The following is a 21023-nucleotide window of genomic DNA, read 5'->3' as shown; positions in this document are numbered from 1 at the left end:
CCGCGGCCGGCCGGCGCGTGCCGGCCGGCCGCGGTCGCGTCGTGCGTGCCGCGCTCCCGCCTTGGCGGCCGCTCACCCCAAACCTAGATACCCTAGGATTGAACCTAGGTATCCAAGGAGAGGTGTCGGCTGATGGCGCGTGCGGGACTCAGCGTCGACCGGCTGATCGCGGCGGCGGCCGACCTCGCCGACGAGGCGGGCTTCGAGAACGTCACGCTGTCCGCGCTGGCCCGTCGTTTCGGTGTGAAGGACGCGAGTCTGTACTCGCACGTCAGGGGTCTTACGGACCTGCGGACCCGGCTCGCACTGCACGCGGGCGGCGAGCTGATCGAGCGGATCGCCGCGGCCGTGGCAGGCCGGGCGGGCAAGGACGCGCTGGCCGCCTTCGCGGGCGCCTACCGCGCCTACGCCCTGGAGCACCCCGGCCGGTACGCGGCCACCCAGATCCGCATCGACCAGTCCCTGATCGCCGACTCCCCCGCGATGCGCCGCACGGCCGAGATCACCTACGGGATGCTGCGCGCCTACGGCCTCGACGAACCCGACCTGACGGACGCCGTACGGCTGTTGCGCAGCACGTTCCACGGCTACTGCGCCCTGGAGTCCACGGGCGGCTTCGGCGCGGCCCGCGAGGTACAGGTCTCCTGGGACAAGGCCGTGGAAGCCCTGCACCTCGCCCTCACGCACTGGCCCCGGGAGACGAGGAACGATGACTGAGTCCCTGCACCACGATGTCACGGGCAGCGGCCCCGTTCTGCTGATCGTGCCGGGCGGGGCCGGGCACCCCATGGGGTTCGGGCCGCTGGCCGAGCGGCTGGCGCGGCGCTTCACCGTCGTGACGTACGACCCGCTGGGGCTCGCCCACGGGCGGCTCGGCCTGCCGGTGCCGGACCAGCGTCCGGCGGACTGGAGCGAGGGGGCGCACCGGCTGCTGCGGGCCGTGCTGCCGCCGGGCGAGCGGGCGTACGTGTTCGGCACCAGCTCCGGCGGGATCGCCGTACTCGACCTCCTCGCCCGGCATCCCGGGCGGCTGGCGGGCGTGGTGGCGCACGAGCCGCCGTGTGTGACGGTGCTGCCGGACGGGGCGGAACGGCGGGCCGAGTTGCTCGCGCAGTTCGACGGGACCGAGGGGCCGCCCGCCGAGGGCGAGTCGGCGACCCCGATGGGCGTCTTCCTCGCGCACGTCCTGCGCCCCTTCACCGACCACGTCCCGTCCGCCCCTGCCGCCGGGGTCCGTCTCGCCCTCGCCGCCGGGGCCGACTCGCGCGGGCAACTCCTGTACCGCACCGCCGAGTTCCTCGCCGATCGTCTCGGCGGCTCCTTCGTGGAGTTCCCGGGCGGGCATCTCGGCACGCTGGATCATCCGGAGGAATTCGCCGGCCTGCTCACCGAGACGTTCCTGTCCGGTGCGCACACCTCGGCGTAGGACGGCGTCGTCCCGCCCGGCGCCCGCCCGGCCGCGATGTCGGCCACCGCGTCCAGCGCCGCACCCAGCGCCCGCCGGTAGAGGAGCGAGCCGAGGCTGACCCGGGCGACGCCGAGGTCGGCGAGGCGGGAGACCGTGGGGCCGGTGGGCGAGTAGAGGATGTTGAGCGGGACGTCGAGGTGGCGGACGAGGCGGCGGATGCGGTCCGGATCGGACAGCCCGGGCACGAACACCCCGTCGGCGCCTGCCTGTTGATAGGCGTCGAGGCGGTGCAGGGTGTCCGTCCCGACGGTGTCACCGGCGCCGTCACCGCCCCCGCCGTCGCCCGTCCAGTACGTGTCCGTGCGGGCGTTGACGAACAGGCCGGGCACGGCGGCCTTCACCGCGGCGATCTTCGCGGCATGACGGGCGACCGGCCCGAGCCCGTCCTCCAGGTTGATGCCGACGACACCGACGGACCACAACTGGCGGGCCAGCTCGGCGACTTCGCCGGGGTCGTCGGAGAATCCGTCCTCCGCGTCGACGGAGAGGAGATACGGCTCCGAGCCGAGCGTGAGGGCGAGCCCCAGGGTCTGGTCGCGGGTCACGCCCCGGCCGTCGGGCAGTCCGGCCGCCGCCGCGACGGCCAGGCTGGTCGTACCGATCGCCACGAACCCGCGGGCGGCGAGCGCGGCGGCCGAGGCGTGGTCCCACGCGTTGGGCAGCAGCAACGGCTCGCCCGGGCGGTGGTGCAGCGCGGCGAACGAGGGCACGGGCACGGTCACGTTCAGGGTGGGCTCTGCGGTCATACGGCCACGCTAGGCGCCGGACGCTTCGGCGCGCACCGAACGATGGACGACGCCGACCGCACGACGTAGGCCACCCCTCCCGTCACGCAGACACAGATCACACAGGTCACCGATCACACAAGTTCACAGGTCACACGGGCCACACGGGCCACCGGTCGCACCGGGCACAGAGCGCACCGGAAACGCTACGGCAGCCTTCGGGCCGGCCGCCCGTGATCGGCGCGCTCGCCGCCGGGCTGCTCGCGGGCGTATGGCGCGCCACCACGGCCGGCGCGGCCTCCGTCGCCGCCGACCTGAGCATCACCTCCACAGCCGTATCCCTGAGCGCCAAGTACCCCTGTCTGTGCACCGGTTAGCACAACGCCCGCGAGTGGAACCGGACGGTCACCGCGGTCGCGCTCGACGGCACACGCGGCTCGCCGGTCGGTCGGGGCGCGGCGGCGTTCCCGCCTCACCGGTCCTGGGGCGCCCCGGTTCCGGTCGGGACGCCCCAGGAGTTCATCCCCGCCGCACCAGGCCCTCGGGCACCAGATGCCCGGCCACGAGCGCGTCTCGGACGAGGCCCGCGAAGACGGTCGCGCCGTGCACGGAGGTGTGGGTGTTGTCGCGCTTCTCGTTGTAGAGGTAGATCGCCTTGGAGCCCTCCACGCCCAGGGACTCCACCATGGCCTCGGTCCGCGCCGTGAGGTCGATCAGGGGCACGTGCTCGGCGGCGGCGACGGACCGCACGACCGCCGGGAGGTCGACGCCGAGGCCGTTGACCAGCAGGGCGTTGCCATTGTCCAGGGTGCCGTCGGCGTTGAACCAGCGCCGCACGATCGGGGTGACGAGCACCGGCTCGCCGCCCCGGGCCCGGATGCCCGCGACCATGGTCTCCAGGTTGGCGCGGTAGGTGGCCTCGTCGGTGGTCTTGTCGTTGTGGGCGAGCTGGACCAGGACGAGGTCGCCGGGGTGCATCAGCGGCCGGACCGTGTCCCACAACCGCGGATCGGCGAGATAGCTGACCGTACTCTCGCCGGAGTCGGCGTAGTTGGCCACCGACAGGCCCTCGCGCAGGTACTGCGGCAGCTGCTGGCCCCAGCCGGAGTACGGGGCGGCGGGCTGGTCGCAGACGGTGGAGTCGCCGATCAGGATGATCTGCCGGGCGTGCCGGGCCGGGGTGACCCTGATGCCTGCGAGGGCGGGGGCGGCGCCGCCGAGCGCCAGGTCGAGGCCGGGGGTTCCGGCGGGGCCGGTCGGCTCGCCCTCGGGGGTGCGGACGTTCACGGTGAAACTGCGGGTGACCCGCGCGCCGGCCGCGACGGCGGTCTCCGGGAGCAGGGAGCGCCGGCTCTCGCCGGTGATGGCCGTACGGGAGGACGTCGCGGCGCCGAGCCGGACGGTGACGTCGTACGTGCCCGGCGGTACGTCGAAGTGGCAGCCGGTGTCCGTGCAGTTCTCCGGGCCGGGCGGCCGGGGCCCGGGACGGGCCTGGGCGGGGGCTGCCGCCAGGCTCGCGCACAGGGTGACCGTGACCGTGATCGCGGTCAGTACGGCGCCGCGCACGGCACTGGGACGTCTCACTCGTGACTCCTCGGCCTTCGGCAGGGTCCGGCCGGTGGACCGTACCGTCTAAGGCAAGCGCTTTCTAGCTTCCTTGCCAAATTCACACGCGCTCCAACAAGCATAGCCTGTAAGCCCTTTCGCGAAATCGATTCAACTGTCACCCTGCCTCACACCCGCACTCCCCGGACCTCCCGAAGGAGGCACCCCCATGCCCGGAATCCCGAACGGCGCGGACGGCATGAACGGCGCAAACGCCGCATGCGGCGCGGACAGCCAGCGCGGCGCGGACGACGTGGGCGGCGTGGTCAGCCGCCGCGCCTTCGTCGTCACCGCCGCGGCCGCCGCCGGTACGGCAGCCCTGTCCGGACCGCTCGCCGGCAGCGCGTCGGCGGCGAGCTTCGGCTGGAGCGACGACGGCTCCCACTACGTCGTCGACACCGGCGCGAGCCTCGTCTTCAAGGTCAGCAAGACCGACGGCGACCTGACCTCGCTGGTGTACAAGGGCACCGAGTACCAGGGCTACGGCGGCAAGAACTCCCAGGTCGAGTCCGGCCTCGGCGCCTCCACCGTGACGCTGGAGCAGTCCGGCCCGACCATCCTGATCTCCGTCGCCCACGGCACCCTGCGGCACTACTACGCGGCCCGCAGCGGCGAGAACAACATCTACCTGTGGACGAACAAGGCCGACTCCTCCGTCACGGCCACCCGGTACATCGTGCGCGTGCGGGCGGGCCTGTTCCTCAACGACGAACCGGACTCCTACGCCTACACCACCAGCACCGTCGAGGCCTCGGACGTCTTCGCCAAGTCCGACGGCCAGACCCGTTCCAAGCACTATGCGAAGCGCCGCGTCATCGACGTCGACTACATCGGCTGGACCACCGGCAGCGTGGGCCTGTGGATCGTGCGCAGCAACCACGAGAAGGCCTCCGGCGGCCCGTTCTACCGCTCGCTGCTGCGCCACCAGAGCGCCGACGGCGGCGGACTGTACGAGATCCTCTACTACGGTGAGAACCAGACCGAGTCCGAGCGATTCGGCCTCCAGGGCCCGTACGTCATCGCCTTCACCGACGGCGGCGCGCCGTCGTCCGCGCTGTACCACGACACCCTCACCACGCCGTGGGCCGACTCGCTCGGCATCTCCGGGTACGTCGCCGAGAGCGGCCGGGGCCGGGTGGCCGGGGTCGGCCTCAGCGGACGGGACACGGCGTACACCTACACGGTCGGGCTCGCCAACTCCTCGGCGCAGTACTGGGGGACGGCACGGGCGTCGGACGGCTACTTCTCGGCATCCAGGATCCTGCCGGGTGTATACACGCTGACTGTCTACAAAGGAGAGTTGGCTGTATACAGTACACAGACGACCGTATCCGCGGGCGCGACGACCACCCTCAACACGATCGCCGTCCCGTCCTCCAACGATCCGTCGAACGCGGCCGCCATCTGGCGGATCGGCAACTGGGACGGCACGCCGGGCGGGTTCAAGAACGCGGACCTGATGACGTACGCGCACCCCTCGGACGTACGGGCGTCCACCTGGACGGGCAATGTGGTGATCGGCAGCGGCACCGAGACGTCCGCCTTCCCCTGCTACCTGTGGAAGGACGTCAACAGCGGCCTGATCGTGTACTTCAAGCTGACCGCCGCGCAGGCCGCTGCCGCGCACACGCTGAGAATCGGTGTGACGACGGCCTACGCCAACGGCCGGCCGCAGATCACCGTCAACGACTGGACGTCGTCGATCCCCTCCCCGCCCGCGCAGCCGAGCACCCGGTCCCTGACGGTCGGTTCGTACCGGGGCAACAACTACACCTTCACCTACAGCGTCCCGGCCAGTGCGTGGCTCACGGACACCAGCCAGTACAACGTACTGAAGATCAACGTGGTGAGCGGTTCGGGGACGACGGGCTATCTCAGCGCGGGCACGGCGATCGACGCGATCGATCTGCTGGCCTGACCACGCTGATCCCCATGTGCTGAGCCGCACGTGTTGACCTGAACTGGTTGGACATCGACATCGACGTGGAGGCCGGGAAGGTCAGCGGCATCCAGACGTACCGGGAGTCGTCGACCGGGCGGCCGAAGGAGTTGCCCCAGCGGTCGCCCATGTACAGGTAGGGGTGCCCGAACTCCCCTGCACGGGAAGGACGTAGGCGGTCTGCGAGCCATGCGCGGTGGAGTCGCCGATGTCGGTCCAGGAGGTCCAGGGGCCGGCGAGGGAGGTGGCGGTGGCGTACTGCTGCTGATCGGGGCTCCGGCCCGTGGCGCCATCCGGCCACGGGATGGGGAAAGCTCTCTCATCGGGCGGGTGGACGGGACAGTGGGACGGCGGCGGGGACCTCCCGAGCCGTGCGGGTTCGCGGTGGCGGCCGCCCTGCGGTCTCCCGTATGGCGCGAAGTGTGGGGTGTGCGTCGTTGACGCCATCCGCGTCGGATCACAGGGTGGAGGGGTGAAGCAGCGCCGCGTCGTCTTCGTCGTCTTCGAGGGTTTCCAGCCCCTGGACCTCTTCGGCCCGTACGAGGTGTTCCAGCACGCCCACCGGCTCACCGGCGGATACTCCTGCCAGATCACGGCACCGATGCCGGGGCCGGTCCGGTCCGGCAGCGGCGTTCCGGTGCACGCCCCCTACGGGGTGGCCGATCTGGACCCTGCGGGGATCGACACGTTGGTGGTGGCCGGCGGCAACGGAATCGACCGGGCCCGGCACGATCCGACGCTGACGCGTTGGATCGCCACGGCAGGAGCCACCGCTCGGCGCGTCACCTCGGTGTGCAGCGGGGTGTTCCTGCTGGCCGCCGCCGGACTGCTGCACGGGCGGAGGGTGACCACTCACTGGGCGCGCGAGGAGCAGCTCGTCCGGGAACATCCCGAACTGGTCGTCGACTGCGATCCGATCTTCCTCAGGGACGGGCGGGTGTGGACGTCGGCCGGGGTGACGGCGGGTATGGACCTCGCACTGGCCCTGGTGGAGAACGACGTGGGCCACAAGGTCGCCCACGCCGTCGCACAGGAGATGGTGTTGTTCCTGCGCCGCCCCGGCAGCCAGTCGCAGTTCAGCGTGGCGCTGTGGTCCGCGCAGCCGGCCAGCGATCCCATCCGCGCCCTGGTCACGGCGATCCACTCCGATCCCGGTGCCCGGCACGGCATCAACGATCTCGCCGTACGCGCCGGTCTAAGCCCCCGCCATCTGCAGCGCAGGTTCACCGCCGAGCTCGGCGTCCCGCCTGCGACGTACGTCGAGGGCGTACGCATCGAGGCCGCCAAACGGGCGCTCGCCGAGAGCTCCCACCCTGTCGAGACCATCGCGCGCCGGTACGGCTTCGGCACCGCGGAGACGCTGCGCCGCGCTTTTCACCGGCATCTGAGTGTTGCACCGTCCGACTACCGAGACCGATTCCGGTCCGCGGAGGAACACGTATGACCACCTACGGGATACTCATCTTCGACGGAGCGGAGGAGCTGGACTTCACCGGGCCGTGGGAGGTGTTCACCGCCTCCTCGATGCTGCGCGAACACGCCGACACCGTGCTGCTCATCGCCGAACACCCCGGCGCCGTCCGCTGCAACAAAGGCATGCGGGTCCTGCCGGACCGCACCCTGGACCACCACCCTCCGCTGGACGTCCTGCTGGTCCCGGGCGGCAACGGGACCCGTCGCGAAGTGTCCAACCCCGTGCTCGTCGACTGGATCCGCGCCACCGCCGCCGACGCCGCGTGGACCACCAGCGTGTGCACCGGGGCCCTGCTGCTGCACGAGGCAGGCCCGGCCCGCGGGCGAAGGGTGGCGACCCACCACCAGTTCGAGGACTCCCTCCAGGCCCGGGGTGACATCACCGTTGTCCGCGACGCCCGCTACGTCGTGGACGAGAACCTCGTCACCAGTCAGGGCGTCTCAGCCGGAATCGACATGGCCCTGTGGCTCATCGGCCGCCTCCACGGCCGCGACCACGCCCGCGACGTACGCCGGTACATCCAGTACGAGCCCGCCCCGCCCTACCTCGCCGACGAACCGGCGGTCGCCGTCTGACAGCCTGGTGTACTCACGTACTGGACACGGCTGCCCGGCCGGCTCCGTTTCGACTAGCGTCATGTCATGACCAGCGGCAACACCTCCCCCAGCCTCGCCAACGCCCTCGCCGACGGGACGGTCGTGCTCGACGGCGGCATGTCCAACCAGTTGGAGTCGGCCGGGCACGACCTGAGCGACGAGTTGTGGTCGGCGCGGCTGCTGGCGGAGCAACCGGACGCGGTGGCCGAGGCGCATCTCGCCTACTTCCTGGCGGGCGCGGACGTCGCGATCACCGCCAGCTACCAGGCCACCTTCGAGGGTTTCGCCCGGCGCGGCATCGGCCACGACGAGGCGGCGCGGCTCCTCGCGCGGAGCGTGGACCTGGCCCGTACGGCCGCCAGGCGGGCCCTGGATGCGGGCGTCGCACGGCCGCTGTGGGTGGCGGCCTCGGTCGGGCCGTACGGGGCGATGCTCGCGGACGGTGCCGAGTACCGCGGCCGGTACGGGCTGAGCGTGGACGAGCTGGAGCGTTTTCACCGGCCGCGCATGGAGGTACTGGCCGGCGCCGGGCCGGACGTCCTCGCGCTGGAGACGGTTCCCGACGCCGACGAGGGCGTCGCACTGCTCCGGGCGATGCGCGGGCTGGGCGTACCGGCCTGGCTCTCGTATACGGTCGACGGTACGCACACGCGTGCCGGGCAGCCCCTGGAGGAGGCGTTCGCCCTGGCCGCGGAGGTGGACGAGGTGATCGCGGTGGGCGTCAACTGCTGCGCCCCGCAGGACGTCGGGCCCGCGACGGAGATCGCGGCCCGGGTCACCGGCAAGCCGGTCGTGGTCTACCCCAACAGCGGGGAGGCCTGGGACGCGGAGGCGCGGGCCTGGACGGGGCGGTCGAGGTTCGCCACCGAGCAGGTGAAGGCGTGGCGGAACGCGGGTGCGCGGCTCATCGGGGGGTGCTGCCGGGTGGGGCCGGAGGCGATCGCGTCGATCCGGCAGGGGTTGGCCGCGATCTAGCGATCCAGCGGTCCGGCCCAGCGGTCTAGCGGTCTGGCCGTACAGCCGCTCAGCGACCTGACGGCGCAGCCCGACGGGCTGGTGATCCGTTCGGGCTGCCGGTCCGGCGGCCCGGCCGCCTGGCAGCCCGCGCATCGGGTTGGCGCCCGACGACTGTGGACAATCCACTGCCGACCGGCGACTGGCGACTGTAGACCGCCGACGATCACCTTCGCCGCGCCCCCACCGAGCGCCTCAATCGCCTTACCGCCGCCGCCCATTCGGCGCCGGGGGCTCGGATCTCCGCGGTGGGGCCGGGTTCCGGGGCGGCGGGGGTGGGGGTGGGGGTGGGGGTGGGGACGGTCGACCAGAGGGCGACTTCCGTATCCCGTGGACCGTATGCGGTATACGGTCCACCGTCGCCGAAGATCCGCACCGGGTGGGTCGCGTCCCAGGCCTGCCACCCCGGGTCCCCGCTCGTCGCGAAGCGTACCCAGGCCGTGTGCATCTGCGTGCACAGGTCCGGCGGTGCGCCGTCTCCGGCCAGTTTTCTGGATTCGGGGGCGGCGCCGGTGTCGAAGACGAAGCCCAGTTCCAGGGCGTGGCAGGCGCCGAGGCCGGGGAGGCCGGAGGGCCAGGCGAACTCGTAGAGGTACGAGGTGCCGGGGCGGGCGTCGGCGAGGCGGTGCAGTGGCACGCGCAGCAGGTGGTCGGTGACCATCTGGCCGACGATCTCGGCTGTGCCGGCGTCGGGGTTCAGGGCGCGGTAGCCGCGGGGCACCTCGTGGCCGGTGTGGCAGCGGGCCATGGCGCCGGCGAGGGCGACGGCGCCGAGCCGGTCGACCCGTTCCAGCAGGCCGCCGGGGACGAGCCACAGCCGGTACTCGTCGCGTGTCCAGCCCATGAGGAGGTCGACGCCGCGGGCCGCGTCGCCGTCGATGAGCGACTCCAGCGGGTCGCGGGGTACGAGGTCGCCGTCCACCACGATGCCGAAGGCGGGTCCGCCGAGGACGGGGCTGCCGAGCCGGCCGGCCTCGGCCTGGGTGCGCAGCAGCAGATCGCGGTCGACGGCGGCGAAGGCCTCGGCGGTGGCGGGGATCTTCAGCCGGTTGGCCATGCGGCGCACCATGCGCCGTACCTTGTCGCGGTCGAGGACCTCGGGCGGGCCGCTCTGCAGGACCGCCCGCCGGACGAGACCTTGGCTCTGGGGGGCGGCGAGCAGGGTACCGGCGCTGATGGCGCCCGCCGACTGGCCGCACAGGGTGATCCGGTCCGGGTCGCCGCCGAAGGCGCCGATCATGTCGTGGACCCAGCGCAGCGCGGCGAGTTGGTCGCGCAGGCCGGGGTTGGGCGGTGCGTCGGGGAAGAGGCCGTAACCCTCGATGCCGAGACGGTAGTTGACGGAGACGCAGACGACGCCGTCGCGGGCGAAGCTGGTGCCGTCGTAGACGGGTACGGCGGAGGATCCTCTGGTCAGGGCGCCGCCGTGGAGCCAGACCAGGACGGGTAGGTGGGCGGCGGGGTCCGGGGCGGGGGTCCAGACGTTGAGGTTGAGGCAGTCGTCGCCGGGGATCTCGGGGTCGGACAGATACTGGGCGAAGGCTTCGGAGTACGGCGGTTTCGGCGCGGTGGGTCCGAAGGCGCCGGCGTCGCGCACGCCGTCCCAGGGTTCGGGCGGCTCGGGCGGGCGAAATCGCCGGGGGCCGAAGGGCGGGGCTGCGTACGGGATGCCCCGGAAGACCGCGACGCCGTGTTCGTACCGGCCGCGCACGGCCCCGTACGCCGTACTGACCTCGGGGTTCGTCCGGCCTGCCGTCATCGCCCACCAGCCCTTCGCCGCGCACTCGCGCACCGTGCAACATCAGAGCATCACAGGCGCGTCCGGTATTCCGGTGCACGGGCGCGTGGGAGGGCCGTTCGGGCTATTCGGACACGTTACGTGATGTATCTGCTACTTAGTGCACATCAGGGTGGCGAAGCCGAGCTGGTCGTAGCCGCCGCTGGTGGAGCCGTAGTCCCCGCCGCCGCCCTCGGGAGCGACGAGGTCGTCGTACATGGCGGAGATGCACCTGTCGTCGAGGTGGAGGCGGCGGTTGTAGTGGAAGTGGGGCATCGCCCATACGGGGCGGAGCCGGCCCCGGGAGCCGGAGGCGATGACGCCGTGCGCCAGCCGGTCAGCCGGGCCGCGGCACCGCTCACACGCCCACGTCCTCGGCGCTGGGCCGCTCGGGGGCGATGTTGCGCTCCAGCAGGCTGGTGGAGGCCTTCACGCCGATACCGCTCGCGGGGTCCACCTCGGGCAGCCTGCCGTCGGCCGCCTTCAGGTCGCCGAGTGCGCAGTCCATCGCCTCGTGCGCCGCGAACAGGCACGGGGTGCTGTAGATCGCCACGTCCACGCCGAGACCGGTCAGTTCACCGAGGGAGAGCCGGGGCGACTTGCCGCCGGCGATCTGGTTGAACAGCAGCGGCTTGTCCCCCACGACCGTACGGATGCGCTGGATCCATGCGCCGCTGCGCACCCCGTCGACGAGGACGACATCGGCGCCGGTGGCGGCCAGCCGCTCGGCACGGTGCAGGATGTCGTGCTCGTCGGTGGCGTCCGTCCGGGCGACGACGACCCGGTCCTTGCGGGCCTCGAGGACCTTGTTCAGCTTCTCCAGGTACTCCTCCAGCGGCAGCACCTGCTTGCCGTCGGCGCGCCCGCAGCGGCGGGGCCGTTTCTGGTCCTCCAGGATCACCCCGGAGGCCCCGATGCGTTCCAGCCCCTCGACGACGTGGCAGGCGACCTCGGGGTCGACGTGACCGTCGCCGATGTCCACCAGCAGGTGGTGGTGCGGGAACGCACCCCTCAGCCGCTGCACGAAGGCCACCATGTCGGGCCAGGCGATGAAACCGATGTCCGGCAGCCCGTAGTACGACGCCGCGAATCCGAAGCCCGAGACGAACATGCCGTCGTAGTGCCTGGCCGCGATCGACGCCGAGTACATGTCGTACACGCCGATCAGGGGTGTGGTCCCGGGCCCGGCGATGCGCTCGCGCAGCTGGTTTCCGTAGATCAAGGACCGGCTCCTTCCGTGGGTGGGTGACGCGGAGCGATCGGGCTACACATCGACGCTCTTTGCCAAAACGAAAGCATCTCCAGATGCTTACATGACCATCCATGTATGCGAACTTTACTCACCGCCAATGGCGGAGTCGCTTCACCGCAGAAACGTTGTTCACGCCCCTCCGGACCGGTGTCGTTCCTGATCGGCTGGGGCGAGGCCGAAGGCTCGGTGAGCCTGAGGCCGGCGGGCCCGGGATCCCGTGGTGGCCGATTTCTTCAAGACCGGGCGGGCAGCGTCTTCCTACGGTGGGCTCATGAGTGCGCGATTCGCTGTGATCGGGCTGGTGGCCTCCGACCTGGCCGCCTCGCTCGCCTTCTACCGCCGCCTCGGGCTCGTCTTCCCACCCGGGGCCGAGGAACAGCCGCATGTCGAGGCCGAGTTGCTCGGTGGGCTGGTGCTCGCGCTGGACACCGAGGAGACCGTCCGCTCCTTCCACTCGGGCTGGCGGCCACCCCAGGGCGGCGGGCGGGTGGGGCTCGCCTTCCGCTGTGACTCCCCCGCCGAGGTCGACGCCGTGTACGCGGACCTCGTCGGCGCCGGACACCACGGGGAACTCAAGCCGTGGGACGCCTTCTGGGGGCAGCGGTACGCCACCGTGCACGACCCCGACGGCAACAGCGTCGACCTGTTCGCCCCGCTACCGGCCGCCGAGTAGCTCTCCCAGCGGCGCGCCCGTCAACTCCTTCACCTCGCGGGCGAGATGAGACTGGTCCGCGTATCCCGCACGGATCGCCGTCTCGGCGTACGGCAACCCGGAGCGGGCCAGCGCCAGCGCGCGTTGCAGACGCAGGATGCGGGCCAGGGTCTTGGGCCCGTAGCCGAACGCGTTCAGGCTTCTGCGGTGCAGTGTGCGGGCGGCGAGGCCGAGTTCGGCGGCCGTCGCGGCCACCGGGCGGCCCTCTTCCAGTCGCTCCACCAGCCGGTGCAGCAACGGATCGGGGGCTTCCGCCCGCGCGGCCGCGGCCAGGGCGATCTCCTCCAGCGCCGCCGCCGGGTCGGGCGCCGCCTCGACGCGCTCCCGCAGCCGGCGGACCCGGGTGGCGGGCCAGAGGTCCGCCAACTCCACGCGCAGATCGCGCAGTTCGTACGCGGGTACACCGAGGAGAGTGGGCGCGGTGCCGGGAAAGAAGCGGATGCCCGCCCAGGCACGGCCCGGGCCCTCAGGGGCGTAGGGGCGGGTGTCGGGTCCCGCGACCAGTAGCCGCCCCTCGCTCCACAGCAGGTCCATGCAGCCGTCGGGGAGCACCGCCCCCTTCCCGGATCTGCTCGGGGTGTGCGTCCAGACGACGGCTCCGGTCAGCCGGGAAGCCCGCTCCACGTACACCCGGCCAGCCTACGTCGCCCACGGCGCCCGGAAGGGGGCCGTGCACCGGGTGCGGCCCGCCGTGGTGGGCGCGAGCTCCGACAGCGGTGGTGGCGGTCAGCTCGGATGTCTGGCTCCGGAGCGCGCGGCCACCGGGGTGCGTATGCCGGTGGCTTCGGCGCCGGGGGTGCCGAGCAGCGGGAGGCCGTGACGGGTGCGGAACCGGCGTGCGTAGGCGGCGGTGGCCACGGCCGTCAGGGCCAGCAGGGACAGGGACACGACGCGAGTGAGCAGGGGCACCGTGTCCGTGGGCAGAGTGGCGGCGGCAAGGGTGCCGAGGCCGCCGTCGAGCAGTTGCTCGACGCCCCAGGCCAGGGTGAGCACCCGCAGGGCCCGGCGGAACTCGGCGGAGCCCTCCCAGAATCCGGCCCGCGCCCGGGCCGTCGGCCCCCGGTGCAGGCGCTGCCCCAGCTGGAAGGCGAGCGGCCTGCGGGTGACGCCGGTGCCGAGCACCCAGATGCCGACCACGAGGGACAGCGCCGCGTCCTTGAACAGCAGGACCCGGGGGCCGCCGCCGAGCAGGGTGACCATCGCGGCGGCGCTCAAGAGCACCGTGAAGAACAGGTCCACCCCGTCGATCCGGCGATGCCGGACCGCGCCGTACAGCAGACGCAGCGCGGGAGGCGCTCCGCTGAGCAGCAGCGCGGGAGCCTGGCCGGCACCGAGAGCGCGGGCGGCGTAGAAGACGACGAGCGGCAGGACGATGTCGACGGCTGTTCCGAGGAGCGGGCCATGGCCCGTGCCACCTGCCCGCGTCCCCGTCTTCGGCCCAGTCGTCGCCTCGGTCCCCGGCTCCGTCGTCGTGTCCGTCGCCGTGCCGGTTTCCGGCCGTCGTGCGTGCCGCGTCAGGTTTGCCATGTCCCGCACCTCCGCCCTCTCCTCCGCTTTCCCGCCGGCCCGGAAGCCGTCGCCGGCCTGCGGAAAACGCTAGGCCCGAGGCGGTGCCGTGCGGATCGGAGCAGGGGTGGAGAGACGGGTGGAGATCACCAGCACCGTGCCCCTTAAGGGACCCTCGGTTTCAGGGACTCTCGGTTTCAGGGACTCTCGGTTTCAGGGACTCTCGGTTTCAGGGACTCTCGGTTTCAGGGACTCTCGCTTCACGAGACCCTCGGCGCCGCTCGGAGGCCCACTGCCGCGGCGGCCCGCCCCGCCCGGTGCTCCTGGGGGCTCACGCCGTAGACGCGCTTGAAGGCGGTGGAGAGGGCGAACGCGCTGCCGTAGCCGATCTGGCGGGCGATCGTGTCCAGGGTGAGGTCGGTGTCGCGCAGGCGGTCGGCGGCGAGGGCGAGCCGCCAGCCGGTCAGGTAAGCCATCGGGGGTTCGCCCACGAGGTCGCTGAAGCGGCGGGCGAGGGCCGCGCGGGACACCCCGGCCTTGGCGGCGAGCGCGGCCACCGTCCACGGGTGCGCCGGGTCGTCCTGGAGCAGGCGCAGCGCGCGGCCGACGACCGGGTCGGCCAGCGCCCGGTACCAGGCGGGCGCGGCCGCCTCCGGCCGGGAGAACCAGACCCGCAGCGCGCTGATGAGCAGCAGGTCCAGCAGCCGGTCCAGGACGACCTCCTGGCCCGGTTCGTCGCGGACGATCTCCTGCGCGAGCAGGGGCGTGAGCGGGCAGTCCCACACCTCGGCGGGCAGGGTCAGCAGAGGCGGCAGGGCGTCGAGGAGACGGCTGTGAATCTCGCCGCGCATCAGGTAGGTGCCGATGAGCATGACCGTGGCGGCGCCGGGGCGGTCGCCCCAGGTGCGGACCCCGAGGTCCATGGAGCCGTTCAGGGAGGTGCCGTCGGGGTAGCGGCACTCGCCGCCCGGCAGGATGAGCGCCTGCGGCGCGGTGGCGGGCGCGTCGCCGGCGGTGTACGGGTCCGGGCCGCGCGTGATCGCCAGGTCTCCGGGGCCGAGCCGCACCGGCACACCGTCCGCGTCCGGGGTGATCCAACAGGTGCCGCGTGCCATGAGCATCACCGTCAGCGGTGCCTCGTCCTGCACGCGGACGGCCCACGGCGGGTCGAAGCACGCCCGGATCATGAAGGCGCCACGCGCGCGTGGGCCGTCCAGGAGGCCTGCGAGTGCGTCCATGAAGGCAGCGTAGACGCCCGCTTATGGCAGTGAGCGGATCGGCGATGTTCCCTGGCGGGGCCCGGCAGTTGACTGAGGGGCATGACCCAGAACACGGAACACACGGAACGCACGAGGGTGTCGACGGTCGTCGTGACGGGGGCGTCCGGCCGTACGGGGAGCCGGGTCGCGGCGGCGGCACGGGCGGCCGGCCTGACGGTCCGTGCCGCCACGCGCGCGCGTGGCTTCGACTGGCGGGACCGGTCGACCTGGGAGGCCGCGCTGCGCGGCGCCGACGCGGCCTATCTGGTGCACCCGCTGGACGTGGGCGCGCCGGACGCCCCCGAGGCGGTCGGCGGGCTCGCGCGCGAGGCGGTACGGCTGGGGGTACGGCGGCTGGTGCTGCTGTCCGCGCGGGGCGAGGAGCGGGCCCGGCCGACGGAGCGGGCGCTCGCGGAGTCCGGGGCCGAGTGGACGGTCGTACGGGCCGCGTGGTTCGCCCAGAACTTCAGCGAGGGGCCGCTCGTCGAGGAGATACGGGCGGCCGGGGAGCTGGTGTTCCCGGGCGGAGCGGTGCGGGAGCCGTTCGTCGACGTGCGGGACGTCGCGGACGTGGCGGTGGCGGCGCTCACCGGCGGCGAGCGGTACGTACGACGGACGGTGGAGGTGTCCGGGCCGCGGCTGCTGAGCTTCGGCGAGGCGATCGCGGAGATCGCCGCGGCGACGGGCCGGGAACTGGTGTACCGGGCGGTGTCGGCCCGCGACTACGGCGAGCGGATGGCCGCGTTCGGGCTGCCGCCCGAGGAGGTGGAGTTCCTGGTCGAGCTGTTCGCCTCCCTGCTCGACGGCCACAACGCCCACCTGTCCGACGGGGTACGGCAGGTGCTGGGCCGTGCGCCGCGGGACTTCGGTGACGTCGTACGGGAGGCCGCGGCGGACGGAGTGTGGAAGCCCTGAGCGGCTGGGGGCCACCGCACGCCTGCCCTCCTGCCCCCCTTGCTTCCCTGCTGCCCGCCTGCTCTCCGGCGCGCCCCTCACTGCCCCTGCGGCGGCGCGCTCCCCGGCCCGTGCCCATGGCCCGGGCCCTGAGCATGGCCCTGGCCCTGCTCCTGACCCTTGTGCGGGTCCCCGCTCCCGTTGTGGGCGTGGTGGTGGTGCGGGTTCTTGGCGTGGGTGCGCAGGCGGGCCGTGACGTCCTCCGGGGGGAGGAAGCGGGACCAGCGCTCGGGGAACTCGGAGGGCATCTCGGGGTCGTCGGGGTCGGTCTCGCGGGCCGCCGACGCCCAGGCCACGTACTCGGCGACCTGGGCCTCGCGGACCCGCTCGTTCGCCTCGCGGGCGGCGGCCGTGGCGGCGGCGGGCCAGACCCGGTCGATCGCCGCGTTCACGGCCGCGCCGACGAGGACGGCGAAGGCCGACACGCCGATCCACAAGAGGACGGCGACCGACGCGGCGAGGGAGCCGTAGATGGTGGCGCCCTCGATGGTGTGCACGAGGTAGATGCGCAGCAGGAAGCTGCCGAGGACCCACATGGCCAGGGCGACGAGGGCGCCGGGTACGTCCTCGATCCACGGCGAGCGGACCGGCACGGACACGTGGTACAGGGTCGTCAGGAAGGCGATGGACAGGAGGATGACGACCGGCCAGTACAGGACCTGCACCAGCGTCTCCGACCAGGGCACCACCCGCACCACGGCGTCCGGGCCGGCCACCATCAGCGGCAGGGCCACCGAGCCGATCAGCAGCGCCACGATGAACAGCAGGAACGACATCATCCGGGTCTTGACGATGCCCCGGACGCCGTCGAGGCCGTACATGACGGTGATGGTGTCGATGAAGACGTTCACCGCGCGGGATCCGGACCACAGGGCGAACACGAAGCCGATGGAGATGATGTCGGGGCGGCCGCCCTTCATCACGTCGTGCAGTATCGGCTCGGTGATGTCCTTGACGCCCTTGTCGGACAGGACCGTCCGCGAGGCGTCGAGGATGTTGGTCTCCAGGCTCTGGATGCTGTGGGCACCGGTCCAGGTGTCGACGTAGGCGAGCAGCCCGATGAGGCACAGCAGCAGGGGCGGCACGGACAGCAGCGTGAAGAAGGCGGCCTCGGCGGCGAGGCCCAGGATGCGGTACTCCATGCAGGAGTTGACGGTGTCCTTGAGCAGCAGCCAGGCGGTCCGGCGCTTGGAGACGTTCCGGTAGAGGGCTCTGGCCCGGTGGAGACGACCGGCGGGCCGCGTGGGGGGTTCACTTGCTGGCTGCACGAGCCAACGGTATCCGCAGCACCGGACCCGCCTCACCTTCCGGCCCGGCCGGCCCCGCTCCCCGGCCCCATTGATCGCCTTCTGTCCCCCCGGTACCCGCCGCTGTGCCACGCTGGAGGACATCACCAGCACCGTCCCGGATAGGTTCGCGATCATGGCAGGCACCTCCACCCACACCGTGACGAACCAGCCGCCCCCGCTGGCCGGATACGACCTGTTCACCGCCGACCGGGCGCTCGTGGCGGCCGTCGAGCGCCACACCGGTCCGGACGTGCTGGACGAGGTGCGCGAGGAGCTGTCCGTGCTGGGCCGTGCCGCCGGCTCGGCGCAGGTGCAGGAGTGGGGAGCGCGGGCGAACGAGAATCCGCCCCGGCTGCGCACCCATGACCGGTACGGCAACCGGATCGACGAGGTCGACTTCGACCCGGCCTGGCACCGGCTGCTCGGCAAGGGGGTCGGGGCGGGGCTGACGGCGGCCTGGACGCGGCCCGCCGGGCATGTGCGCCGGGCGGCCGGGTTCCTGGTCTGGACCCAGGCCGAGGCGGGCAACTGCTGCCCGCTGTCGATGACCCACGCGGCCGTGCCCGCGCTGCGGGCCGACCCGGAGCTGGCGGCGGAGTGGGTGCCGCGGCTGACGTCGACGGTCTACGACCGCGAGCTGCGGCCCGCGGCACGGAAACCCGGCGCCCTCTTCGGCATGGCCATGACGGAGAAGCAGGGCGGTAGCGACGTACGGGCGAACACCACCGAGGCCCGGCCCCTCGCCGAGGCCGGGACGTACACGCTGACCGGGCACAAGTGGTTCTGCTCCGCGCCGATGTCCGACGGCTTCCTGGTGCTCGCGCAGGCTCCCGGCGGGCTGACCTGCTTCCTCGTGCCCCGGGTCCTCGCGGACGGCGCCCGGAACGTGTTTCTGCTCCAGCGGCTGAAGGACAAGCTGGGCAACCGGTCCAACGCCTCCGCCGAGGTCGAGTTCGCCGGGACCTGGGCGCGCCGGGTCGGTGAGGAGGGGCGCGGGGTGCGGACCATCATCGACATGGTCGCCGCGACCCGGCTGGACTGCGCGCTCGGCTCGGCGGGACTGATGCGGCAGGCGGTGGCGCAGGCCGTGCACCACTGCGCGCACCGGGAGGCGTTCGGTGCCGCGCTGATCGACAAGCCGCTGATGCGCAACGTCCTCGCCGACCTCGCCCTGGAGTCCGAGGCCGCGACCACGCTCGCGCTGCGGCTGGCGGCCGCCCAGGACGACGGGAGTGAGCAGGAGCGCGCCTTCCTGCGGCTCGCGGTGCCGGCCGCCAAGTACTGGATCACCAAGCGCTGTGCGCCCGTCGCGGTGGAGGCCGCGGAGTGCCTGGGCGGCAACGGCTACGTCGAGGAGTCCGGGCTGCCCCGGCTGGTCCGGGAGTCGCCGCTGAACTCCGTCTGGGAGGGCGCGGGAAACGTCCAGGCGCTGGACGTGCTCCGGGCGCTGCGGCGCGAGCCGGGCGCGCTGGACGCCTGTCTGACCGAGATCGGCCACGCCCATGGCGCCGACCACCGGCTCGACCGGGCGGTGAAGGACCTGTTCACCGAACTCGCCGACCTGGACGGCATCGAGGCCCGCGCGCGCCGCCTGGTGGAGCGTCTCGCGCTGGTCCTCCAGGGCTCCCTGCTGGTCCGCCACGCCCCGCCGGAGGTCGCCGACGCCTTCTGCGCCTCGCGCCTGGGCGGCGACCACGGAGCGAGCCTCGGCACCCTGCCGACGGGCCTGGATCTGACAGCGATCGTGGAACGGGCACGCCCTGTGCTGTGAAACGCCGCCTGGTCCACCGAACCCGGCGCTCCGGTAGGCGCTTTCGGCCAGGCCTCCGGAGGGACGGGGTGGTGCTGCGCCGACACGGCACCACCCCGGGGGTCAAGTCTCGGCCACCTTCGACGGGTTCACCAGGGTTGCAAGGGGTTGCAACTTGTCGGCCCACGTGTGCGGAGTATGTGCCTCCGCCATACGCCTCGCGGCAGTATGGGGAGCACAGCCGGGCCGGAAATCGCCGTCGGTACGGCTTTACACGGATGTTCGACGACGTTTCCGGGCCCTGTCGGGCCCTTTTCCCGGGAGGACCTCAGTGGTGAACCCGCCGATGAACGTGGCGCGCCTGGCCGCCGTGGACGCGGCGCAGGCGGCGCGCGTGCTCAGCGAGGTGCGCGAGGCCACGCTCGCCGGTCACCGTGCGCGGATCGCGCCGCGGCCGGTGATCGAGCAGTCCTGGGGTCGCATGCTGCGCAGCGGCGTGGACCCCGACCACGACTTCCGCTCGGGGCTGCTGCCGTCGGACGAGGTGCGGCGCCGGCGCGAGGAGTCGCCGCTGCGGCACGTACTGCCGGTGCTGCGCGAGGGTCTGCTTTCGGTCGCGGACGTCGCCCAGCACATCATGGTCGTCGCGGACGCGGAGGGACGGGTGCTGTGGCGGGAGGGCGCCCCGCCGGTGCTGCGCAAGGCGGACGGCCTCGGTTTTGAACTCGGCGCGGACTGGCGGGAAGACGTCGTCGGCACCAACGGCGTGGGCACCCCGGCGGTGGTGCGCCGGCCCGTACAGGTCTTCGCCGCCGAGCACTTCGTACGCTCCCACGCCTCCTGGACGTGTACGGGTGCGCCGATCACCGACCCCCGGGACGGCCGGCTGATCGGTGTCGTGGACGTCAGCGGCCCGCTGGAGACGATGCATCCGGCGACGCTGGCCTGGGTGGACTCGGTGGCCAAGCTGGCCGAGGCGCGTCTGCGGGAGCTGCATCTGGAGTCGCTGGAACGGCTGCGGTCGGTGGCGGCTCCGCTGCTGGCCCGGCTGGACGGCCGGGCGCTGGTGGTGGACCGGGACGGCTGGTCGGCGGCGGTGTCCGGGATGCCGTACGTCCGGCGGGTGGCGCTGCCCAAGTCGCTCTCGCCGGGCCTGCGGTGGCTGCCCTCGCTGGGTTCGTGCGCGGTGGAGCCGCTGGCCGGGGGCTGGCTGCTGCGGGCGGCGGACGAGTCGGCGGCCACGGCGACCCGGCTCGTGCTGGACCTCGCCAGACCCTGGCGCAGCACGCTGACGGTGAGCGCGTCCGCCGGGTCCTGGTCGCGTGAACTCAGCCCTCGGCACGCGGAGTTGATCTACCTGCTCGCCGAGCACCGCTCCGGCCGGGGTGCGGCGGCGCTCGCCGGGGACCTGTTCGGGGATCCCTCACGCACAGTGACGGTGCGTGCCGAGATGTCGCGGATCCGGCGGTACCTCGGGGAACTTCTCCAGCATCGGCCGTATCGTTTCCGCGAGGACGTGGAAACGGCGGTGCTGCTCCCCGACGACCCACGTGACCTGCTGCTTTCTTCTACGGCACCGGCGATCTCGCGTCGCCGGACGGCTCCGGGAGGCATGCCGCCCGCTGCCCGCTGACGAGGTTCTGGGCGCAATTGCGGGGTCTTCGCCCTGCGCGGGCCGTTACTGCCGTAGCATCGTCAGGGCC

The 21023-nt window shown here is 72.5% G+C and carries 19 protein-coding genes and 2 pseudogenes; 11 read left to right on the top strand and 10 right to left on the bottom strand.

Going from position 1 to position 21023, the window contains the following annotated elements:
- Window positions 1–132 precede the first annotated feature (132 nt).
- Window positions 133–717 carry a TetR/AcrR family transcriptional regulator gene (locus BIV23_RS09715; protein ID WP_071380370.1) on the top strand — a complete coding sequence of 195 codons (585 nt, stop codon included), beginning with the start codon at window positions 133–135 and terminating at the stop codon, window positions 715–717.
- A complete protein-coding gene (locus BIV23_RS09710; protein WP_071380369.1) occupies window positions 710–1426 on the top strand; it encodes an alpha/beta fold hydrolase in 717 nt (238 codons plus the stop codon). Before BIV23_RS09715 ends, BIV23_RS09710 begins: the two co-directional genes overlap by 8 nt.
- On the opposite strand, the gene BIV23_RS09705 is transcribed toward BIV23_RS09710, so the two are convergent.
- Complete coding sequence (locus BIV23_RS09705) at window positions 1360–2214, bottom strand: isocitrate lyase/PEP mutase family protein (RefSeq protein ID WP_071380368.1); 855 nt, start codon at window positions 2212–2214, stop codon at window positions 1360–1362. The two genes, BIV23_RS09710 and BIV23_RS09705, sit on opposite strands and share 67 nt — an antisense overlap.
- A gap of 212 nt (window positions 2215–2426) precedes the next feature.
- Between BIV23_RS09705 and BIV23_RS50230 the strand changes: the two genes are divergently transcribed.
- Window positions 2427–2570, top strand: a complete 144-nt coding sequence (locus BIV23_RS50230) for a hypothetical protein (RefSeq protein WP_177239814.1) — start codon at window positions 2427–2429, stop codon at window positions 2568–2570.
- A gap of 142 nt (window positions 2571–2712) precedes the next feature.
- Here BIV23_RS50230 and BIV23_RS09700 read toward each other — a convergent pair whose 3' ends face one another.
- Window positions 2713–3777: a rhamnogalacturonan acetylesterase gene (locus BIV23_RS09700; RefSeq protein ID WP_425443473.1), complete on the bottom strand. Its 1065-nt coding sequence runs from the start codon at window positions 3775–3777 to the stop codon at window positions 2713–2715.
- A gap of 190 nt (window positions 3778–3967) precedes the next feature.
- On the opposite strand from BIV23_RS09700, the gene BIV23_RS09695 reads away from it, so the two are divergent.
- On the top strand, window positions 3968–5716 hold the full coding sequence (locus BIV23_RS09695) for a rhamnogalacturonan lyase B N-terminal domain-containing protein (protein ID WP_245790472.1): 1749 nt from the start codon (window positions 3968–3970) through the stop codon (window positions 5714–5716).
- A 49-nt stretch (window positions 5717–5765) separates the two neighbouring features.
- Here BIV23_RS09695 and BIV23_RS51710 read toward each other — a convergent pair.
- Window positions 5766–6028, bottom strand: a pseudogene (locus BIV23_RS51710) (beta-xylosidase); the annotation flags it as partial.
- A gap of 181 nt (window positions 6029–6209) precedes the next feature.
- Here BIV23_RS51710 and BIV23_RS09690 point away from each other — a divergent pair.
- From BIV23_RS09690 to mmuM, 3 genes are all read left to right on the top strand, one after another.
- A complete protein-coding gene (locus tag BIV23_RS09690) occupies window positions 6210–7181 on the top strand; it encodes a GlxA family transcriptional regulator (RefSeq protein ID WP_071380366.1) in 972 nt (323 codons plus the stop codon).
- A complete protein-coding gene (locus BIV23_RS09685) occupies window positions 7178–7786 on the top strand; it encodes a DJ-1/PfpI family protein (protein ID WP_071380365.1) in 609 nt (202 codons plus the stop codon). The genes BIV23_RS09690 and BIV23_RS09685 overlap by 4 nt, the downstream gene beginning before the upstream one ends.
- Window positions 7787–7852: 66 nt before the next feature.
- On the top strand, window positions 7853–8782 hold the full coding sequence (gene mmuM / locus BIV23_RS09680) for a homocysteine S-methyltransferase (protein ID WP_071380364.1): 930 nt from the start codon (window positions 7853–7855) through the stop codon (window positions 8780–8782).
- A 205-nt stretch (window positions 8783–8987) separates the two neighbouring features.
- Here mmuM and BIV23_RS09675 read toward each other — a convergent pair whose 3' ends face one another.
- The 3 genes and pseudogenes from BIV23_RS09675 to BIV23_RS09670 form a co-directional block, all read right to left on the bottom strand.
- Window positions 8988–10580, bottom strand: a complete 1593-nt coding sequence (locus BIV23_RS09675; protein ID WP_071380363.1) for a carboxylesterase/lipase family protein — start codon at window positions 10578–10580, stop codon at window positions 8988–8990.
- A gap of 132 nt (window positions 10581–10712) precedes the next feature.
- A pseudogene (locus tag BIV23_RS45915) lies at window positions 10713–10919 on the bottom strand (alginate lyase family protein); the annotation flags it as partial.
- Between the two features lie 37 nt (window positions 10920–10956).
- Entirely contained in the window at window positions 10957–11820 is an 864-nt protein-coding gene (locus BIV23_RS09670) for an isocitrate lyase/PEP mutase family protein (protein WP_071380362.1), read from the bottom strand.
- 301 nt (window positions 11821–12121) lie between these two features.
- Here BIV23_RS09670 and BIV23_RS09665 point away from each other — a divergent pair, with 301 nt between their 5' ends.
- Window positions 12122–12523: a VOC family protein gene (locus BIV23_RS09665; RefSeq protein ID WP_071380361.1), complete on the top strand. Its 402-nt coding sequence runs from the start codon at window positions 12122–12124 to the stop codon at window positions 12521–12523.
- Here BIV23_RS09665 and BIV23_RS09660 read toward each other — a convergent pair.
- From BIV23_RS09660 to BIV23_RS09650, 3 genes are all read right to left on the bottom strand, one after another.
- Window positions 12506–13192, bottom strand: coding sequence for a helix-turn-helix transcriptional regulator (locus BIV23_RS09660; RefSeq protein WP_071380360.1), 687 nt, complete (start codon window positions 13190–13192; stop codon window positions 12506–12508). The genes BIV23_RS09665 and BIV23_RS09660 overlap by 18 nt on opposite strands.
- A gap of 96 nt (window positions 13193–13288) precedes the next feature.
- Window positions 13289–14089 carry a VC0807 family protein gene (locus BIV23_RS09655; protein WP_245790470.1) on the bottom strand — a complete coding sequence of 267 codons (801 nt, stop codon included), beginning with the start codon at window positions 14087–14089 and terminating at the stop codon, window positions 13289–13291.
- Window positions 14090–14328: 239 nt separating this feature from the next.
- The gene (locus BIV23_RS09650) at window positions 14329–15306 is read right to left on the bottom strand and encodes an AraC family transcriptional regulator (RefSeq protein ID WP_071380359.1); all 978 of its coding nucleotides are present in this window, start codon (window positions 15304–15306) and stop codon (window positions 14329–14331) included.
- An 81-nt stretch (window positions 15307–15387) separates the two neighbouring features.
- Here BIV23_RS09650 and BIV23_RS09645 point away from each other — a divergent pair, with 81 nt between their 5' ends.
- A complete protein-coding gene (locus BIV23_RS09645; RefSeq protein WP_071380358.1) occupies window positions 15388–16242 on the top strand; it encodes a Rossmann-fold NAD(P)-binding domain-containing protein in 855 nt (284 codons plus the stop codon).
- Between the two features lie 77 nt (window positions 16243–16319).
- On the opposite strand, the gene BIV23_RS09640 is transcribed toward BIV23_RS09645, so the two are convergent.
- Window positions 16320–17549, bottom strand: coding sequence for a YihY/virulence factor BrkB family protein (locus BIV23_RS09640; RefSeq protein WP_245790468.1), 1230 nt, complete (start codon window positions 17547–17549; stop codon window positions 16320–16322).
- Window positions 17550–17703: 154 nt separating this feature from the next.
- Between BIV23_RS09640 and BIV23_RS09635 the strand changes: the two genes are divergently transcribed.
- Window positions 17704–19341 carry an acyl-CoA dehydrogenase family protein gene (locus tag BIV23_RS09635; protein WP_071380357.1) on the top strand — a complete coding sequence of 546 codons (1638 nt, stop codon included), beginning with the start codon at window positions 17704–17706 and terminating at the stop codon, window positions 19339–19341.
- A 325-nt stretch (window positions 19342–19666) separates the two neighbouring features.
- The gene (locus BIV23_RS09630) at window positions 19667–20953 is read left to right on the top strand and encodes a GAF domain-containing protein (protein ID WP_177239812.1); all 1287 of its coding nucleotides are present in this window, start codon (window positions 19667–19669) and stop codon (window positions 20951–20953) included.
- Window positions 20954–21023: the final 70 nt, after the last annotated feature.

Origin of the sequence: Streptomyces monashensis, from assembly GCF_001866665.1 — a bacterium.
Lineage (GTDB): Bacteria > Actinomycetota > Actinomycetes > Streptomycetales > Streptomycetaceae > Streptomyces > Streptomyces monashensis.
The sequence above is the reverse complement of the archived record's forward strand: the minus strand, read 5'-3'. Positions and strand labels throughout refer to the sequence as shown.

Bases quoted from the DNA above. Each gene is read 5' to 3' on its own strand.
- BIV23_RS09715 (WP_071380370.1), top strand. From the start codon at position 133: ATGGCGCGTGCGGGACTCAGCGTCGACCGGCTGATCGCGGCGGCGGCC.
- BIV23_RS09710 (WP_071380369.1), top strand. From the start codon at position 710: ATGACTGAGTCCCTGCACCACGATGTCACGGGCAGCGGCCCCGTTCTG.
- BIV23_RS09705 (WP_071380368.1), bottom strand. From the start codon at position 2,214: ATGACCGCAGAGCCCACCCTGAACGTGACCGTGCCCGTGCCCTCGTTC.
- BIV23_RS09695 (WP_245790472.1), top strand. From the start codon at position 3,968: ATGCCCGGAATCCCGAACGGCGCGGACGGCATGAACGGCGCAAACGCC.
- BIV23_RS09685 (WP_071380365.1), top strand. From the start codon at position 7,178: ATGACCACCTACGGGATACTCATCTTCGACGGAGCGGAGGAGCTGGAC.
- mmuM (WP_071380364.1), top strand. From the start codon at position 7,853: ATGACCAGCGGCAACACCTCCCCCAGCCTCGCCAACGCCCTCGCCGAC.
- BIV23_RS09675 (WP_071380363.1), bottom strand. From the start codon at position 10,580: ATGACGGCAGGCCGGACGAACCCCGAGGTCAGTACGGCGTACGGGGCC.
- BIV23_RS09665 (WP_071380361.1), top strand. From the start codon at position 12,122: ATGAGTGCGCGATTCGCTGTGATCGGGCTGGTGGCCTCCGACCTGGCC.
- BIV23_RS09655 (WP_245790470.1), bottom strand. From the start codon at position 14,089: ATGGCAAACCTGACGCGGCACGCACGACGGCCGGAAACCGGCACGGCG.
- BIV23_RS09650 (WP_071380359.1), bottom strand. From the start codon at position 15,306: ATGGACGCACTCGCAGGCCTCCTGGACGGCCCACGCGCGCGTGGCGCC.
- BIV23_RS09645 (WP_071380358.1), top strand. From the start codon at position 15,388: ATGACCCAGAACACGGAACACACGGAACGCACGAGGGTGTCGACGGTC.
- BIV23_RS09635 (WP_071380357.1), top strand. From the start codon at position 17,704: ATGGCAGGCACCTCCACCCACACCGTGACGAACCAGCCGCCCCCGCTG.
- BIV23_RS09630 (WP_177239812.1), top strand. From the start codon at position 19,667: ATGAACGTGGCGCGCCTGGCCGCCGTGGACGCGGCGCAGGCGGCGCGC.